Source organism: Lelliottia sp. WB101, from assembly GCF_003051885.1.
In the GTDB taxonomy this organism is placed as follows: domain Bacteria; phylum Pseudomonadota; class Gammaproteobacteria; order Enterobacterales; family Enterobacteriaceae; genus Enterobacter; species Enterobacter nimipressuralis.
Genome location: NZ_CP028520.1, coordinates 1,296,359 through 1,312,700, shown reverse-complemented (window position 1 = coordinate 1,312,700; position 16,342 = coordinate 1,296,359). Strand labels below are relative to the sequence as shown.

The 16,342-nt window shown below is 56.9% G+C and carries 14 protein-coding genes; 3 read left to right on the top strand and 11 right to left on the bottom strand.

Annotation, left to right across the window (positions count from 1 at the left end; translation table 11 throughout):
- Positions 1–10: 10 nt before the first annotated feature.
- The 3 genes from glgX to asd form a co-directional block, all read right to left on the bottom strand.
- On the bottom strand, positions 11–1,984 hold the full coding sequence (gene glgX / locus DAI21_RS06115) for a glycogen debranching protein GlgX (protein ID WP_107702700.1): 1,974 nt from the start codon (positions 1,982–1,984) through the stop codon (positions 11–13).
- Positions 1,981–4,167, bottom strand: a complete 2,187-nt coding sequence (gene glgB, locus DAI21_RS06110; protein WP_100778575.1) for a 1,4-alpha-glucan branching enzyme — start codon at positions 4,165–4,167, stop codon at positions 1,981–1,983. The genes glgX and glgB overlap by 4 nt, the downstream gene beginning before the upstream one ends.
- A gap of 247 nt (positions 4,168–4,414) precedes the next feature.
- Entirely contained in the window at positions 4,415–5,521 is a 1,107-nt protein-coding gene (gene asd / locus DAI21_RS06105; RefSeq protein WP_100778574.1) for an aspartate-semialdehyde dehydrogenase, read from the bottom strand.
- Between the two features lie 176 nt (positions 5,522–5,697).
- On the opposite strand from asd, the gene yhgN reads away from it, so the two are divergent.
- Positions 5,698–6,291 (top strand): NAAT family transporter YhgN, encoded by a 594-nt coding sequence (gene yhgN, locus DAI21_RS06100; RefSeq protein ID WP_015960802.1) that lies wholly within the window; start codon positions 5,698–5,700, stop codon positions 6,289–6,291.
- 166 nt (positions 6,292–6,457) lie between these two features.
- On the opposite strand, the gene gntU is transcribed toward yhgN, so the two are convergent.
- The 5 genes from gntU to DAI21_RS06075 form a co-directional block, all read right to left on the bottom strand.
- Positions 6,458–7,798 (bottom strand): gluconate transporter, encoded by a 1,341-nt coding sequence (gntU, locus tag DAI21_RS06095; RefSeq protein WP_100778573.1) that lies wholly within the window; start codon positions 7,796–7,798, stop codon positions 6,458–6,460.
- Positions 7,799–7,801: 3 nt separating this feature from the next.
- Entirely contained in the window at positions 7,802–8,329 is a 528-nt protein-coding gene (gene gntK, locus DAI21_RS06090) for a gluconokinase (protein WP_100778572.1), read from the bottom strand.
- Between the two features lie 126 nt (positions 8,330–8,455).
- Positions 8,456–9,451, bottom strand: a complete 996-nt coding sequence (gene gntR, locus DAI21_RS06085; protein ID WP_100778571.1) for a gluconate operon transcriptional repressor GntR — start codon at positions 9,449–9,451, stop codon at positions 8,456–8,458.
- Between the two features lie 104 nt (positions 9,452–9,555).
- Positions 9,556–10,251 (bottom strand): pirin family protein, encoded by a 696-nt coding sequence (locus tag DAI21_RS06080; RefSeq protein WP_100778570.1) that lies wholly within the window; start codon positions 10,249–10,251, stop codon positions 9,556–9,558.
- 123 nt (positions 10,252–10,374) lie between these two features.
- Positions 10,375–11,412 carry an oxidoreductase gene (locus tag DAI21_RS06075; protein WP_100778569.1) on the bottom strand — a complete coding sequence of 346 codons (1,038 nt, stop codon included), beginning with the start codon at positions 11,410–11,412 and terminating at the stop codon, positions 10,375–10,377.
- A gap of 355 nt (positions 11,413–11,767) precedes the next feature.
- Here DAI21_RS06075 and yhhY point away from each other — a divergent pair, with 355 nt between their 5' ends.
- A complete protein-coding gene (gene yhhY / locus DAI21_RS06070; protein WP_102105320.1) occupies positions 11,768–12,256 on the top strand; it encodes an N-acetyltransferase in 489 nt (162 codons plus the stop codon).
- Between the two features lie 40 nt (positions 12,257–12,296).
- Here yhhY and ggt read toward each other — a convergent pair whose 3' ends face one another.
- A complete protein-coding gene (ggt, locus tag DAI21_RS06065) occupies positions 12,297–14,042 on the bottom strand; it encodes a gamma-glutamyltransferase (RefSeq protein ID WP_181826966.1) in 1,746 nt (581 codons plus the stop codon).
- 121 nt (positions 14,043–14,163) lie between these two features.
- Here ggt and DAI21_RS06060 point away from each other — a divergent pair, with 121 nt between their 5' ends.
- On the top strand, positions 14,164–14,544 hold the full coding sequence (locus DAI21_RS06060) for a DUF2756 family protein (protein ID WP_102105319.1): 381 nt from the start codon (positions 14,164–14,166) through the stop codon (positions 14,542–14,544).
- Here the strand turns inward: DAI21_RS06060 and ugpQ are convergent.
- Both ugpQ and DAI21_RS06050 read right to left on the bottom strand, forming a co-directional pair.
- Positions 14,525–15,274, bottom strand: a complete 750-nt coding sequence (ugpQ, locus tag DAI21_RS06055) for a glycerophosphodiester phosphodiesterase (protein WP_107702699.1) — start codon at positions 15,272–15,274, stop codon at positions 14,525–14,527. The genes DAI21_RS06060 and ugpQ overlap by 20 nt on opposite strands.
- Positions 15,271–16,341, bottom strand: a complete 1,071-nt coding sequence (locus DAI21_RS06050) for a sn-glycerol-3-phosphate import ATP-binding protein UgpC (protein WP_107702698.1) — start codon at positions 16,339–16,341, stop codon at positions 15,271–15,273. Before DAI21_RS06050 ends, ugpQ begins: the two co-directional genes overlap by 4 nt.
- Position 16,342 lies beyond the last annotated feature (1 nt).

The window sequence follows — 16,342 nt, the reverse complement described above, 5'->3', positions numbered from 1 at the left end:
TCCTTTTTTATCATCTTTGGAATACGCACACTCCGTGTGCAGGCCCGTGCCAGACAGCCATTACCACCGGATTATCCACTCCGGCAAAGGGGGAAATGGCGCGCCATTCCCCGTGAGGTAAAACAATCTCTGCGACATCGTTCGTCGCGTTTAACGTGATTAGCCAGTTATCCGAAAGCAGGATTTGCAGGCAGGGAATACCGTACTGCCACTCGTGCGCACTCAGCGGTTGTGCCTCTTTATTCAGCCAGCTGACGTTGCCGTCTCCCTCTTCCCACCAGCGATCCGCCGTGAGTGCCGGGATCTGTTGCCGAAGGTGGATCAAGGCCGCTGCAAAGTGCGTTAACCCCGTGTTTGCCTGTTCCCAGTCGAGCCAGGTCAGCGCGTTATCCTGGCAATACGCATTGTTATTGCCGTGCTGGCTATGACCGAACTCATCACCCGCCAGCAGCATTGGCGTCCCTTGCGAGAGCAACAGCGAAGTCAGCAGCGCATGCACGCTGGCGCGACGCCGCTCGATAACATCCTGACTGCCGCCTAACCCTTCTATACCATGATTAAAGCTATGGTTATTGTTAGTCCCATCGCGGTTTTCTTCGCCGTTTGCCTCATTGTGTTTCTGATTGAAACAAACACAGTCGCGAAGGGTAAACCCGTCGTGCGCCGTCACCAGATTGACGCTGGCCGACGGTGCTCTGCCACTCTTCCTGAACACATCACTGGACGCTGCAAACCGCCCGGCGAAGTCGCCAAGAGAGAGATTTTTTTCCAGCCAAAAACGGCGCGTGGCATCGCGGAAACGATCGTTCCACTCGGCAAACAGCGGCGGGAAGTTCCCCACCTGATAACCGCCGTCACCGATATCCCACGGCTCAGCAATCAGTTTGACGCGCGACAGCACCGGACAGTTTTTAATGGCTTCAAACAAGGGAGCCTGCTGGCTGAACGCAGGCGTTCGGCCCATCACAGACGCCAGATCGAAGCGGAAACCGTCGATATGGAAGGTCTCGACCCAGGATTTCAGGCAGTGATAAGCAAAGTCCGCCACCGCCGGATGACTGAGGTTGAGCGTGTTACCGCAACCGGTCCAGTTGTGATAATCACCATCCTCCCTAATCCAATAATAGCTACGGTTATCGATTCCGCGCATTGAGAGCGTCGGTCCGTCGAGATCCAGCTCCGCACTGTGGTTCAACACCACATCCAGAATCACTTCGATACCGGCCTGGTGCAGCGCTTTTACCGCATCGCGAAACTCATCTCTGGCGCGTTCCGGATGTGAGGCATAGCGCGGATCGAGAGCAAACATCGCCAGCGGGTTGTAGCCCCAGTAGTTGGTCAGCCCCAGGCGCAGCAGGCGCGGCTCGGAGGCAAAATGGGCCACCGGCAGCAGCTCCAGGGCGGTGACGCCCAGGTGTTTGAGATAGGCAATCATCACCGGATGAGCGAGCGCCTTGTAGGTGCCGCGGATCTCCTGCGGGATCGCCGGATGCAGATACGTCAGCCCTTTGACGTGGGCTTCGTAGATAACCGTTCTCCCCCACGGCGTCGCGGGCGGGGCGTCATCTTCCCAGTCGTAAGCATCGCTCACCACCACGCTTTTTGGCGCAATCGCCGCGCTGTCGCGAGGCTCAGGTTCGTGGTCGCCATCAAAGTAGAGCGGGTTATCGGTGACCTCTCCCTCGACGCGCAGGGCGCAAGGATCGACGAGTAATTTGGCCGGATTAAATCGTAGCCCCTGCCCCGGCTCCCACGGGCCGTGCACGCGAAAACCGTAGCGCAGTCCGGGCCGTCCGTCGGCCAGATAGCCATGCCAGATGTCCCCGCTGCGTTCCGGCAGATCGTAGCGGTACTCATTACCCTCACCGTCAAACACACAGAGTTCCACCCGTTCTGCGTGGGCGGTAAAGAGGGTGAAATTCACCCCTTTGCCGTCAAACGTTGCCCCAAGCGGAGCGGGTTTGCCTGCCGTGAGTTGCGTCATTCGCCCTCCCGAACCAGCCAGATTGTGGACAGCGGTGGCAGCGTGAGGCTCAGAGAGTTCGGACGCCCGTGGCTTTCCCACTCATCGCTATGAACGCTGCCGCCGTTACCAGCGTTACTGCCGTGGTAGTGGCTGGAGTCGGTGTTGAGAATTTCGCGCCATCTGCCCGGCTGGTTGATGCCGAAGCGATAGTTCTGTCGCGGCACCGGCGTAAAGTTGCTGGCGACGATGATTTCATTCCCTTCCCGATCGCGGCGCACGAAGATAAACACCGAGCGCTCGTGGTCATCCACCACCAGCCACTCAAAACCGTAGGAGTCAAAGTCCAGCTCGTGCAGGGCTTTGTGATGGCGATAGGTCAGGTTGAGGTCGCGCACCAGGCGCTGAACGCCGTGATGCCAGTTGTCGCCGCCTTCCAGCAGATGCCAGTCGAGACTCGCATCATGGTTCCACTCGCGGCCCTGGGCGAATTCGTTGCCCATAAACAGTAGCTTTTTGCCCGGGAAGGCAAACAACCAGCCGTAGTAGGCGCGCAGATTGGCAAAGCGCTGCCACGCGTCGCCCGGCATGCGGTCGAGAATCGATTTTTTGCCGTGCACCACTTCGTCGTGTGAGAGCGGCAGAACAAAGTTTTCGGTGTTGTTATAGAGCATCCCGAAGGTCAGTTTGTCGTGGTGATACTGACGATAGACCGGATCGAGTTTGAAATAGTCGAGGGTGTCGTGCATCCAGCCCAGGTTCCACTTGTACCAGAAGCCCAGCCCGCCCATGGCAGGCGGACGCGATACGCCGGGGAAGTCAGTCGACTCTTCGGCCATCGTCACCGCGCCTTCGACCTGCTCGCCGAGAATGCGGTTAGTGCTGCGCAGGAATTCAATGGCTTCAAGGTTTTCGCGGCCCCCGTATTCGTTCGGGATCCACTCGCCCTCTTTGCGGCTGTAATCGCGATAGATCATCGACGCCACGGCGTCCACGCGCAGAGCGTCAATACCGAAACGTTCAATCCAGTACAGGGCGTTGCCCACCAGATAGTTCGCCACTTCGCGACGACCATAGTTGTAAATCAGGGTGTTCCAGTCCTGATGGAAGCCTTCGCGCGGATCGCTGTGCTCGTACAGATTGGTGCCATCAAACTGAGAGAGACCAAAATCATCCGTCGGGAAATGGCCTGGCACCCAGTCGAGGATCACGCTGAGTCCGGCGGCATGGGCGGCGTTAATGAAATAGCGGAAGTCATCGCGGGTGCCGAAGCGGCGCGTCGGTGCGTAAAGGCCGGTCGGCTGATAGCCCCAGCTGCCGTCGAACGGGTGCTCGTTAATTGGCAGCAGCTCCAAATGGGTAAAGCCCATCCATTTGGCGTAGGGCACCAGCTGGTCCGCCAGTTCGCGATAGCTCAGCCAGAAATTGTTGTCCGTGTGGCGACGCCACGAGCCGAGGTGCACTTCATAAATAGAGATTGGCGCATCGAAGCGGTTGGCCTGTTTACGCTCTTCGGTCTGCACGATTTTCTCCGGCAGACCGCAAATCAGCGACGCGGTATCCGGGCGCATTTGCGCTTCGAAGGCGTAAGGATCGGCTTTCACCCGCAGCTGACCGTGGGCATCGATCATTTCGAATTTGTAGAGCTGGCCGTTATGCGCGCCGGGGATAAACAGCTCCCAGATCCCCGATTCACGCCGCAGGCGCATCGGGTGGCGGCGACCATCCCAATAGTTGAACTGCCCGACCACCGACACGCGCTGCGCATTCGGTGCCCAGACGGAAAAACGGGTGCCGGTGATGCCATCCATCGTATCGGCATGCGCGCCCAGCGTTTCGTACGGGCGAAGGTGCGTGCCTTCGGAGAGCAGCCAGGCGTCCATCTCTTGTAACAGCGGGCCAAAACTGTAGGGATCGTCAATCAGATTTTCATGACCATGCCAGAGCACGGCGAGCTGATAACGGAACAGGTTTTTGCGACGCGGGATCGCGCCTGAGAAGAAACCGCGCGAATCAAGGCACTCCAGCTTGCCTACCTTGCGGCCAGTTTTAGGTTCAATGACCCACACTTCGGTGGCGTCGGGCAACAGTGCGCGGACCTCCAGTCCATCCTCCGTCCTGTGCATACCCAGCACAGAAAATGGGTCCGCAAAATGACCCGCAATTAGCGCATTTATCACGTCTCTATCAATACGATCGGACATGGTATTCATCCTGTTTTTTCTAATGTCGCCCTATTTAAGCGCTCCGGTGCGACTTTTAATGTGACCTGAACGACGCAGATATTGTTCATCCTCTCTGCGCCATCCCACCCTCAGGTAAGAAATGACTCTTCCTTAAAGCATAGCCAACGACGAAATGACTCCTGATAAAAAATTGACGCTCTGCGCATGACTCCGTGTTACGCGCAAAAAAAAGGGGGTGAATATCACCCCCGGTATTAGCAAATTATTAGGCCAGTTGTCGCAACATGCGGCGAAGCGGCTCGGCGGCACCCCACAGGAGCTGGTCTCCGACGGTGAAGGCCGAGAGATACTCCGGCCCCATGTTCAGCTTACGCAGACGACCGACCGGCGTGGTCAGCGTGCCGGTAACGGCGGCTGGGGTCAGTTCACGCATGGTGATATCGCGATCGTTTGGCACCACTTTCGCCCACGGGTTGTGCGCAGCCAGCAGCTCTTCCACGGTCGGAATAGACACATCTTTTTTCAGTTTAAGGGTGAAGGCCTGGCTGTGGCAGCGCAGCGCGCCGACGCGCACGCACAGACCGTCAACCGGGATCACGGAAGAGGTGCTGAGGATTTTGTTGGTCTCGGCCTGACCTTTCCACTCTTCGCGGCTCTGGCCGTTATCGAGCTGTTTGTCGATCCACGGGATCAGGCTGCCTGCCAGCGGAACGCCGAAGTTATCGACCGGCAGTTCGCCGGAGCGGGAAAGCTGAGTGACTTTGCGTTCGATATCCAGAATCGCCGAGGCCGGGTTCGCCAGCTCGTCAGCGACGTGACTGTGCAGTTGACCCATCTGTGCCAGCAGTTCGCGCATATGACGCGCGCCGCCGCCGGATGCGGCCTGATAAGTGGCAACGGAGACCCACTCCACCAGATCCTGCGCGAACAGGCCGCCCAGGGACATCAGCATCAGGCTGACGGTACAGTTACCGCCGACAAAGGTTTTCACGCCGTTGTTCAGGCCATCGGTGATCACGCCCTGGTTCACCGGGTCGAGAATAATGATCGCGTCGTCTTTCATACGCAGAGAAGACGCGGCGTCAATCCAGTAACCCTGCCAGCCGCTTTCACGAAGCTTTGGATAGATTTCGTTGGTATAATCGCCGCCCTGGCAGGTCACTATAATATCAAGTGCCTTCAGCGCTTCCAGATTAAAGGCGTCCTGAAGCGTGCCCGTAGAGGCACCGCCGAACGCGGGCGCTGCTTGCCCGAACTGGGAAGTGGAGAAGAAGACCGGGCGGATGGCGTCAAAATCGCGCTCTTCGATCATGCGTTGCATGAGGACAGAGCCGACCATACCGCGCCAGCCGATAAAACCAACGTTTTTCATAGCGTATGTTCCTGCAGAGGTGTGTGCTGTGTGTGTCAACCCGTATCCAACGGGCATAGCCTTCACATTACAAAATGCTGCCAAAGTCGCAAGTGAAATTAATCAATGATTGCGCTGCGATCAGTAATACCACTAATTACAATAGAAACCACAGGGTTTATCAGGGATAAATAACAATGACTGAAATCATTTCCGCAGCGGTGCTTTTGATCCTGATTATGGATCCGCTTGGGAACCTGCCCATCTTTATGTCGGTGCTGAAACACACCGAGCCGAAGCGCCGCCGGGCAATCATGATCCGCGAGCTGCTCATCGCGCTGCTGGTGATGTTTATCTTCCTGTTCGCGGGTGAAAAGATCCTCGCGTTCCTGAATTTACGCGCTGAGACGGTTTCGATCTCTGGCGGCATTATTCTGTTCCTGATCGCCATTAAAATGATTTTCCCGAGCGCCGAAGGCAGCAGCAGCGGCCTGCCTGCTGGCGAAGAGCCGTTTATCGTACCGCTGGCGATCCCGCTGGTCGCCGGGCCGACCATTCTGGCGACGCTGATGCTGCTCTCCCATCAGTATCCGAATCAGATGAGCCATCTGGTGATTGCTCTGCTGATCGCCTGGGGCGGGACCTTCATCATCCTGCTGCAGTCGTCGCTGTTCCTGCGCCTGCTGGGCGAAAAAGGGGTGAACGCGCTGGAACGCCTGATGGGGTTGATTCTGGTGATGATGGCGACGCAGATGTTCCTGGATGGAATTCGGGCGTGGATGAAGGGGTGAGGTTGAGGAGTATATCGGGTAAAGGCGTTGTTCCGTTGATCTTACGGACTGAAGAAGGTGTAGAGCCGCTGTAAAAAAGCCGGGTAGTGCTTGCGCTTACCCGGCCTTCATATCACCGTTTTATCGGTCGGGTAAGGCGTAGCCGCCTTCCCGACAAACATCGCACTTAACTCAGCAGCGAAAACGCAATCATCCCAACAATCGCGCCTGTCGTGCCGAGGATGGTTTCCATCAGCGTCCAGGTTTTCAGGGTTTGCGCTTCGGTCGCGCCGGTAAATTTACCGAACAGCCAGAAGCCTGCGTCGTTTACGTGGGAGACGACGATAGAGCCGCCTGCGATACAGATAGACAGGGCCGCCATTTGCGCACCGGAGTAGTTCAGCTGTTCAATCACCGGCATCACCAGGCCGACCGCAGTCAGACAGGCTACCGTGGCAGAACCCTGAATAATACGCACCGCGGCTGCCAGCACGAAACAGGTCACGGCAATCGGTAAGCCCATCCCGGTCAGCGCTTCGCCCAGGGCCGGGCCCACGCCGGAATCAACCAGCACCTGCTTGAACACACCGCCTGCGCCAATCACCAGCAGAATAATCCCCGCCGGTTGCAGCGCCGCGCCGCAGATCTCCATCACGCGGTCTTTCGGCATCCCCTGACGCATCGCCAGGCCGTAAATCGCCACCAGACACGCCACCAGAATCGCGGTGAACGGATGACCGATAAACTCGAACCATTCGTAAGCACTGGAACCGACCGGCACAAAGCGCGCGGCGATGGTTTTGAGGCCAACCAGCACCAGCGGCAGCAGAATCAGCGACAGGCTGAAGCCGAAGGACGGCATTTTGCCTTCGCCAAGGTGCGGCTCGGTGATGTCATCAGGAATGTGCAGCTCAACGTAGCGGCTGATAAAGTTGCCCCACAGCGGCCCGGCAATAATCATCCCCGGGATCGCGGCGCACAGGCCAATCAGAATCATCCAGCCAAAATCGGCGTGCATCTGAGACGCCAGCAGCATCGGCGCAGGCCCAGGCAGCAGGAACGCTGCGGCCGCCGCCACGCCCGCAAACAGCGGAATGACCAGCTTAACAAGGTTGGTGCCCGTGTGACGCGCCATGGAGAACGCCACGCTAATCAGCAACACCACGGCCACTTCAAAGAACAGCGGCAGCGCGCAAATCAGACCGGCCAGACCAATCGCGTAGTGCGCGCGGCTGTGGCCGAAGGATTTGAGCATCTTGACGGCAATCTGATCGACCGCGCCCGTCTCATGCAAAATCTTGCCAAACATCGCGCCGAGCGCGACCACAATCGCCAGGAAGCCCAGCGTGCCTCCCATCCCTTTTTCCATTGTCGCTGCGATTTTATCGAGCGGCATACCGGAAAAGAGACCTGCACCAATAGAAACCACCATCAAAGCAACGAAGGCATGCATACGCGCCTTCATCACTAAAAACAGCAGCAGCAAAACGGAGCCGACTGCTGTCAAAACTAGCGTTAATGTACTCAAAACTTACTGCCTTTTTTTAATGACCTCAATGGTGCTGGCAACAACACCGTCCAGCGGCTGATCGATATCGACGATCAGAACATCGCTTTCGTCTGCACCCGGTTCCTGCAGCGCTTCAAACTGCGTGACCAGCATCTGAGTTTTGAAGAAGTGGCCTTTACGGGCTTTCAGACGGCTTTCGATCACGTCGAAATCGCCTTTCAGATAGATAAAGGAGAGGTTTGGGTTACCGTCACGCAGCAGATCGCGATAGGTCTTTTTCAGCGCGGAGCAGACAATCAGCGACACTTTGTTGGTGCGCTGCATCGCAAACGCGGCATCGTTCAGCGCCTGCAACCAGGGCTTACGATCGTCGTCGTTCAGCGGTTCGCCAGCGGCCATTTTAGTGATGTTGCTGCGCGGGTGGAGGAAGTCGCCATCAAGAAACGCTGCCTGAAGTTGATGCGCCACTTCGCTGGCGACGGCAGATTTACCGCTACCGGAAACGCCCATCAGGACGTAAACGTGGTGATCGAGATTTGTCGTGCTCAAAGGGTGCCCCTCAGTCAATTGTTACGGGTAACAGTTATCGGTAACATTGTCCTGCCGGGGCTATGGAGAAGCAATATCCATTCGTGCGAGAAGTGAATAAGTGTGAGCTACTTCAAATTTGTCAGACTAAATTGATCCACCCGGTGACAAGGTGAAACCTAAATCTAACATTTTAGGCGTGACCACTTCACCACGAATGCGCGCCAGCAGGCGTTCCGCACCGATGCGGCCCATGCGTTCGCGCGGCGTCAGAACGCTCGCCAGACGTGGCTCCATCACCTGTCCGATATCGTGGCCGTGGAAACCGGCAATCGCCATATCGTCAGGGATTTTCAGGCCAAGACGCTGACATTCAAAGGCTGCGCCGACCGCAAGGTCATCGTTGGTACAGAATATACCATCAAGCTGCGGATACTCACGGCGGGCCTGGCGCATCAGCTCAATACCGGACGAATAGGAAGAGGATTGCTCCACCATCACGCTGTACGGCGTTAAGTTTGCGTCGAGCATCGCCTGCTCGTATCCCTTCTGTTTGATGATAGTACGTTCGTCGAGACGTGCGCCCAGATAGGCCACGTGGCGGTGACCGCGGGCGAGAATGGCGGCGGTCATCTGACGCGCTGCTTCGAAGTTATCGAACCCGACGGCAATATCCAGACAAGGGGACTGACTGTCCATCAGCTCCACCACCGGAATACCGGCGACTTCGATCATCTTGAGCGTACGCGGCGTGTGAGTACGTTCCGTTAAGATCAGACCGTCGATGTTCCAGGAAAGCATCGATTCAAGACGTTCCTCTTCCAGTTCCGGTTTGTACCCGTAGTGCGCGAGCATGGTTTGATAACCGTAGGCGTCAGTAACGCTTTCGATTCCGCGCAGCACTTCGGCGAAGACCTGGTTGGTTAAGGAAGGAAGCAGAACACCGACCGCACGGCTGGTGGCATTGGAGAGAATATCGGGCGCGCGGTTGGGGATATAACCCAGTTCATCGAGAGCAGCGGCAATCTTGCCACGCAACGCCAGGGAAACCTGTTCCGGGTTACGCAAAAAGCGGCTGACCGTCATTTTGGTCACACCGACGCGATCGGCCACATCCTGAAGTACGGGTCGTTTCTTTTTCATCGTCCTGAGAGAAACCTGTAATGAGACATTCTCTCAGTTTATCACGGACAAAGGCCAACCTTCCCCTGTCAAATAGGGAAGGTTGGCCTTTTATTTACGATTAATCACACGGGCGGCAGATCGAAGAGCAGAATTTCGCTCGCGCTGTCAGCATGGACGGACAGCGCCTGCTCATCCCAAATCGCCAGACCGTCGGCGGTGGTGGCTTTGGTGCCGTTGATTGTCACGTCACCTTTGACCACCTGGATCCAGACGCGGCGGTTCGCGGCAATCTGATGCACAGACTGTTCGTCTTTCGCCAGTGCCCAACGGTACAGTTCCATATCCTGATGCACTTTCAGGGAGCCATCACGCGCATCCGGGGAAAGCACCAGCTGTTTGCCCTGCAGGGCATCGAAGCGGCGCTGCTCGTAGCGCGGCGTGATGCCGGTTTCTTCTGGAATGATCCAGATTTGGTACAGGTGCAGTTTTTCCGTGTTGCTCGGGTTGTACTCCGAGTGACGAACCCCGGTACCGGCGCTCATAATCTGGAACTCACCGGCCGGAACCTGCTCTTCGTTACCCATGCTGTCTTTGTGCGCTACGGCGCCTTCCAGCACATAGGTCAGGATTTCCATGTCTTTATGCGGATGGGTGCCGAAGCCCTGGCCCGCGTCGATCACGTCATCGTTAATCACGCGCAGTGCCGAGAAGCCCATGAAGTTCGGGTCGTAATAGTCCGCGAACGAGAAGGTATGCCATGAGTCCAGCCAGCCATGATTTGCGTGACCACGATCGCCTGCTTTACGTAAAAAGATCATTGTTTTTCACCCCAGTTCGTTTCGATGAAGTAAGTGTGGACGCAATTGGCCTGGGATCATAGAGGGTGAAAATTGACTCCTCTGTTCAAAAATTATGAACAAGCACAGAGGAGTCGACAGAGCTTACTTCGCGAGGGTAATCGTGGCAGGAGAAGCCTGCTCGAACCCGCGCTCGAGGATCTCCAGATTAGTGAGAACTTCAGATTCCTTGACGTAATTCGGCGCGCCTTTGGTGAGGGTGTCATACAGCGCATCGTAGACGCGGCCATAATCGCCAGTTTCCGGGGTGAGCTGTTCTTTTACCGTCACGCCTTCGTCATTGACATACTCCAGCACGCCGACCGATTCATCCGCCGCGAATCCCGGCTCGCCCGGCATGATATTGGCCTTCAGACTGGTCTCCTGCTGGTCGATACCGTATTTGATAAACGAGCCGCGGGTGCCGTGCACGATAAATTTCGGATAGTCCGTTTTCACCAGATGGCTGGTTTTGACGATCGCCTTCAAATCGCCGTAAAACAGCTGTGCTTCAAAGGTATCGTCCGGATTGGCTTTGTTGCGCAGGCTGCGGATATCGTAGGTCACGTGATCCGGGCGGCCCAACAGAGAGATTACCTGGTCCATGGTATGCACGCCCAGACCATAAAACGCGCCGTCCTGCGGCAGGCCGGGTTTGGTTTCCGCCACCGGACGATAGAGGTCGAAATGGCTTTCGATTTCAACGATATCGCCCAGTTTGCCGCTCTCGATAGCCTGTTTCGCCATCAGGAAGCAGGTATCAAAGCGACGGTTCTGGTACGGCGTGACGGTCAGCCCTTTGCTTTTTGCCAGCGCGAAAAGCTCTTTGGCCTCCGCAAGCGTCGGGGTGAAGGGTTTTTCCACCAGCACGTTTTTGCCCGCTTCCAGCGCGCGTTTCGCGTAGTCAAAGTGGCTGTCGGCATGGGTACAGACGATCACCAGTTTGACCTGCGGATCGCTTAACACCTCATCCAGATCGCTGGTGAAATGAATATGGGAATACTGTGGGGACTGCTCTTCGGGTTTCGCGTGACGGCGGAAGATATGCGCCACGTGCCAGCTGTCTTTACGGTTGAGAACATACGGAAGGTGATAGCGAGTGGTGCTTTTACCAAATCCAATAAATGCGCAATGTAATGTCATGGCTCAGTCCTTGTTAAGGTTGTTGGGACAACCATAGCGCAAGTTAAATGCGCGTGCATCCGCCGCTGTGAGCTTCACATATGTGGGATGGCGAACGCTTCCCGAGGGGAACGGGCAGGTCTGCCTGGCTGAAACAGGATAAAAAAAAGCCAGCGCGAGGCTGGCTAAAGTAATACTGGAAGCAATGTGAGCAATGTCGTGCTTTCAGGTTTCCGTAGAGGTCTTCCTGAACGCGAGACAATAATAATCATTCTCATTCGCACTTGTCCAATACTTTTTGCAAAAAAAAGGGAGTTGACTCGAATTTCAAAGTCAATGATGTTGAAAGGGATATCAACCCACCGAGGACAAAAGAATGAGTGAGATAGTGATACGCCACGCTGAACCGAAAGATGCCGAAGCCCTGCGCCAAAATTATATGCATCCAGAGGTGTATCACGACACGCTACAACTCCCTCATCCTTCCCTTGAGATGTGGCAGGAACGCCTTAATCCTAAAGCTGGGCAAAAACGTCTTGTCGCCTGCATGGATGAAATTATTGTCGGTGATCTGGCGCTGCAGGTCGAAGCCAGCCCGCGACGCAGCCATGTGGCAACCTTTGGTATCAGCGTTGCGGCGCATGCTCAGGGGCGAGGCGTCGGAAGTGCGCTCATGCGTGAGATGATCAACCTGTGCGACAACTGGATGCGCATCGAACGTATCGAACTCACGGTTTTTGCCGATAATCCTCCTGCGCTGGCGCTGTACAAGAAGTTTGGCTTTGAAATCGAAGGCACCGGAAAGAGATTCGCCCTGCGTAATGGCGAGTTTGTGGATGCCTATTATATGGCGCGGATGAAGTGAAAAATTGCCCGGTAGCGCTGCGCTGCCGGGCGACAACGTATCAGTACCCTGCCGTCAAATCATCCACCGACCGTGGATCGGATGCCCCGGAAAGGGAACCGTCGGGCGCCACCACAATGCTCTGCGTGCTCCCCATCGCCTCTTTCACCACCACTTTCTGCCCGCGCTGTTCCAGCAGTTTGATAGTGTCCGGGCTAAAGCCTTTTTCCACGCGCAGTTCGTCCGGCAGCCACTGATGGTGGAAGCGCGGCGCGTTGGTCGCTTCGGCCACGTTCATCCCGAAATCGATACTGTTGACCACCATTTGCAGCACGGTGGTGATAATTCGGCTTCCGCCTGGGCTACCCGTCACCAGCCAGGTTTTGCCGTCTTTCACCACGATGGTCGGAGACATGGAGGACAGCGGGCGTTTCTTCGGCCCAACGGCGTTGGCATCGCCGCCCACCAGCCCGTAAACGTTCGGCACGCCCGGTTTGGCGGAGAAGTCATCCATTTCGTTGTTTAGCAGAATGCCGCTGTTACCCGCCACAATCCCGGTGCCAAACACCGTGTTCAGCGTGTACGTCACCGCCACCGCGTTACCGTCCTTATCCACCACCGAGAAATGGGTGGTCTGATTGCTCTCGTACGGCGCCAGTTTGCCGGGGCGGATCTGGCTGGACGGTTTCGCTTTGTTGATATCAATCTGATCCGCCAGCGATTTGGCATAGGCTTTGTTGGTTAGCGCCTGCCAGGGCACTTTGACAAAATCCGGATCGCCGAGATACTCCGAGCGGTCGGCATAGGCAAATTTTTCTGCCTCCGCCATCACCTGCATCGCATCGGCGCTACCGAAGCCAAATTTGTGCATATCGAAGTTTTCAAGAATATTGAGGATCTGCACGATGTGAATCCCGCCGGAGGACGGTGGCGGCATTGAGAACACCTGATACCCGCGATACTCACCGCTTATCGGTGTGCGCTCAACCGCTTTGTACTCCGCCAAATCCGCTTTGGTAATCAGCCCGCCGTTCTTTTGCATCTCGTCGGCAATCTGATCGGCAATCGCCCCTTTGTAGAAGGCATCCGGGCCGTTTTCCGCAATCAGCTCCAGGCTTTTCGCAAGATTTGTCTGCACCAGCTTGTCGCCCTTTTTCAGCGGCTCGCCGTCCTTCCAGAAGATCGCTTTACTGTTCTCATGGTTCGGAATCACTTCGCTGCCGTAGGTTTTGAGATCGTCCGCCAGCGCGTCATTGACCACAAACCCGTCGCGCGCCAGCTTGATGGCTGGCTGCACCACTTTGTTCAGCGGCAAGGTCCCGTATTTTTCCAGCGCCAGAGAGAACCCGGCGACGGTGCCCGGCGTGCCGCTTGCCAGATGGGATGTGAGGGATTTTTTACTGTCCGGATTCCCCTGATCGTCGAGGAACATATCGCGCGATGCCTGATTTGGCGCCATTTCGCGGAAGTCGATGGCCGTGGTATTGCCGTCTTTGGTGCGCAGCAGCATAAAGCCCCCGCCGCCGAGATTCCCCGCCTGCGGATGGGTCACCGCCAGGGCATAACCCACGGCTACCGCCGCATCAACTGCATTACCGCCCTGCTTGAGGATATCCACACCGACCTGGGTGGCCATCGCGTCCACGGACGCCACCATCCCCTGCTTCGCCCTGACGGGATGGAAGACATCCTCTTCCACGCCGTAGGAGACTGGCGGTGCAGCAGGCGGGTTCGCCGCCACGGTAAATGTCCCGCCGGCCATCAGCGCAGCGATCGCTACCCAGCGCAAAAACGTTGGTTTTATCATTGTTGTTCTCCAGGTGAGGGATCCAGATTCCCGTTTAAGCCTGGTTCACAACTCCTAAAAAATCATCGTTGTGGCAGATTCGGGGTAAACTTAAGAGAGGCCTCAGAAGGAGGAAATGAGAATGAAACGACTACTAATCTTAACGGCACTGCTCCCGTTCGCCGTGCTCGCACAGCCACTGAATACCCTGAATAACCCCAACCAGCCGGGCTATGAGATCCCCAGCCAGCAGCGGATGCAGACCCAGATGATGGGCCAACAGCAGCAGCAAAAAGGGATGCTCAATCAACAGCTGCATACCCAGACGCAGATTCAGCAGCAGCACCTGCAAACGCAGATGAACAACAACACGCAGATGATTCAGCAGGGCCAGGTGCGGGAGCAGCCGCTGCCGAATACCAGCGGCGGCATGTTAAGCGGGGGAACAAGCCCGAGCAGCGGTCAGCAGCATATGCTGCCGCCGCGTTCGAATGGCGATATGCTTAATAATCCGCAGAATTAAAGTTCGGGCCAATCACGTCAATCGCATCGGTACAGATGCAGTCCACGCCCCAGCGCAGCAGTTCTGCCGCTCGCTGGGGTTTGTTGACCGTATAAACCAGGATGTGCAGCCCGGCGTCTTTGAGCATCCTCACGCGCGCCTCATCCAGCAGGCGATGATTGAGATGAATCGACACACACCCTAAGCGAGTGGTCAGCTCGCGCCAGTCGTCACGCCATTCGTCCAGCAACAATCCCCGAGGCAGTTCCGGTGCAGCGGCTTGTGCGGCTTCCAGCGCGTCAATTTCAAACGACGACAGCAGCGGAGCGGTCATGCCTTCCCACAGTTCACGCGCGGCGAGGGCAATCACTTTTCCGGTGAGCGGCCCGGTGCCGGTCGTCGGTTTGATTTCGATATTGGCCATCATCCCGTGCTGACGACAGCGATCGGCCACTTCCGCCAGCAGCGGCAACGGCTCGCCTTTGAATTCGCTGCTAAACCAGCTTCCGGCGTCTACGTTCAGCAGATCGCGCCACGGCAAGTCGCCCGCCACGCCCCATCCGTTGCTGGTGCGCTCAAGGTTATCGTCATGCAGCAGGAAAATTTCGCCATCTTTCGACAGCTTGGCGTCGAATTCGATCATTGTATGACCGTAATACGCGCCCTTATCTATTGCCGCCAGGGTGTTTTCCGGTGCCCGTTTCCCGCCGCCACGGTGGGCGACGATGTGAGGATATGGCCAGTTACTCATACGCGTTGTCCTGTTTCACCATCAAATAAGTGCAGATGATTTTCCGGCAGATGCAGCCACAGCGTGCTGCCCGCCTTTGGGCGTTCCTGATGCGCCAGACGCACCACCAGCTTTTGATCGCCCCAGCGTCCGTGCGCCAGGTTGTCCGCGCCCAGCATCTCCAGCGTGTCCATCACCAGCGGCACGCCGCCTTCCGCCTGCGAGCTTAGCGCAATATGTTCCGGGCGGATACCGAGCGTCATTTTACGCCCGGCGTAGCCGCGATAAAACCAGTTCACCGGCAGCGCCATGCCGCTCTCCAGCTCAAAATGCGTGCCCGCGTTGCCGATGCGCCCTTCCAGCAGGTTCATCGCCGGGCTGCCGATAAAGCTGGCGACAAAGCGGCTGGCGGGTTTTTCATACACCTCCACCGGCGTGCCGATCTGCTCGGCGATACCTTTGTTCATCACCATCACGCGCTGCGCCAGGGTCATGGCTTCCACCTGATCGTGGGTGACGTACAGGGAGGTGGTTTTCAGGCGGCGATGCAGATGTTGCAGCTCAAGACGCATCTGCACGCGCAGTTTGGCGTCGAGGTTAGAGAGCGGTTCGTCGAACAGGAACACCGCCGGATCGCGCACGATGGCGCGGCCCATCGCCACGCGCTGACGCTGGCCGCCGGAAAGCTCACGTGGACGGCGTTTTAACAGACCGTCCAGCTCCAGAATGCGCGCCGCCTCTTTCACCCGTTCGTCGATATGGCCTTTCCCCATCCCGCGAATTTTCAGGCCCCAGGCCATGTTCTCTTCCACGCTCATGTGCGGATAGAGGGCATAGTTCTGGAACACCATCGCGATGCCGCGATCTTTCGGCTCCATCTCAGTGACACGCTGGCGGTCAATCCAGATGTCGCCGCTGGTCACGCGCTCAAGCCCCGCCACCATGCGCAGCAGCGTCGATTTCCCGCAGCCGGACGGGCCGACCATCACGATAAATTCGCCGTCTGCCACGTCGAGGGTCAGGGGTTGAATCACCTGGGTTTTGCCGTCCCAGCTTTTGGTTACTGCCTGTAATTTTAATCCTGCCATC

Bases quoted from the DNA above. Each gene is read 5' to 3' on its own strand.
- yhgN (WP_015960802.1), top strand. From the start codon at position 5,698: ATGACTGAAATCATTTCCGCAGCGGTGCTTTTGATCCTGATTATGGAT.
- yhhY (WP_102105320.1), top strand. From the start codon at position 11,768: ATGAGTGAGATAGTGATACGCCACGCTGAACCGAAAGATGCCGAAGCC.
- gntR (WP_100778571.1), bottom strand. From the start codon at position 9,451: ATGAAAAAGAAACGACCCGTACTTCAGGATGTGGCCGATCGCGTCGGT.
- DAI21_RS06050 (WP_107702698.1), bottom strand. From the start codon at position 16,341: ATGGCAGGATTAAAATTACAGGCAGTAACCAAAAGCTGGGACGGCAAA.
- ggt (WP_181826966.1), bottom strand. From the start codon at position 14,042: ATGATAAAACCAACGTTTTTGCGCTGGGTAGCGATCGCTGCGCTGATG.
- glgX (WP_107702700.1), bottom strand. From the start codon at position 1,984: ATGACGCAACTCACGGCAGGCAAACCCGCTCCGCTTGGGGCAACGTTT.
- glgB (WP_100778575.1), bottom strand. From the start codon at position 4,167: ATGTCCGATCGTATTGATAGAGACGTGATAAATGCGCTAATTGCGGGT.
- ugpQ (WP_107702699.1), bottom strand. From the start codon at position 15,274: ATGAGTAACTGGCCATATCCTCACATCGTCGCCCACCGTGGCGGCGGG.
- DAI21_RS06060 (WP_102105319.1), top strand. From the start codon at position 14,164: ATGAAACGACTACTAATCTTAACGGCACTGCTCCCGTTCGCCGTGCTC.
- asd (WP_100778574.1), bottom strand. From the start codon at position 5,521: ATGAAAAACGTTGGTTTTATCGGCTGGCGCGGTATGGTCGGCTCTGTC.
- DAI21_RS06075 (WP_100778569.1), bottom strand. From the start codon at position 11,412: ATGACATTACATTGCGCATTTATTGGATTTGGTAAAAGCACCACTCGC.
- DAI21_RS06080 (WP_100778570.1), bottom strand. From the start codon at position 10,251: ATGATCTTTTTACGTAAAGCAGGCGATCGTGGTCACGCAAATCATGGC.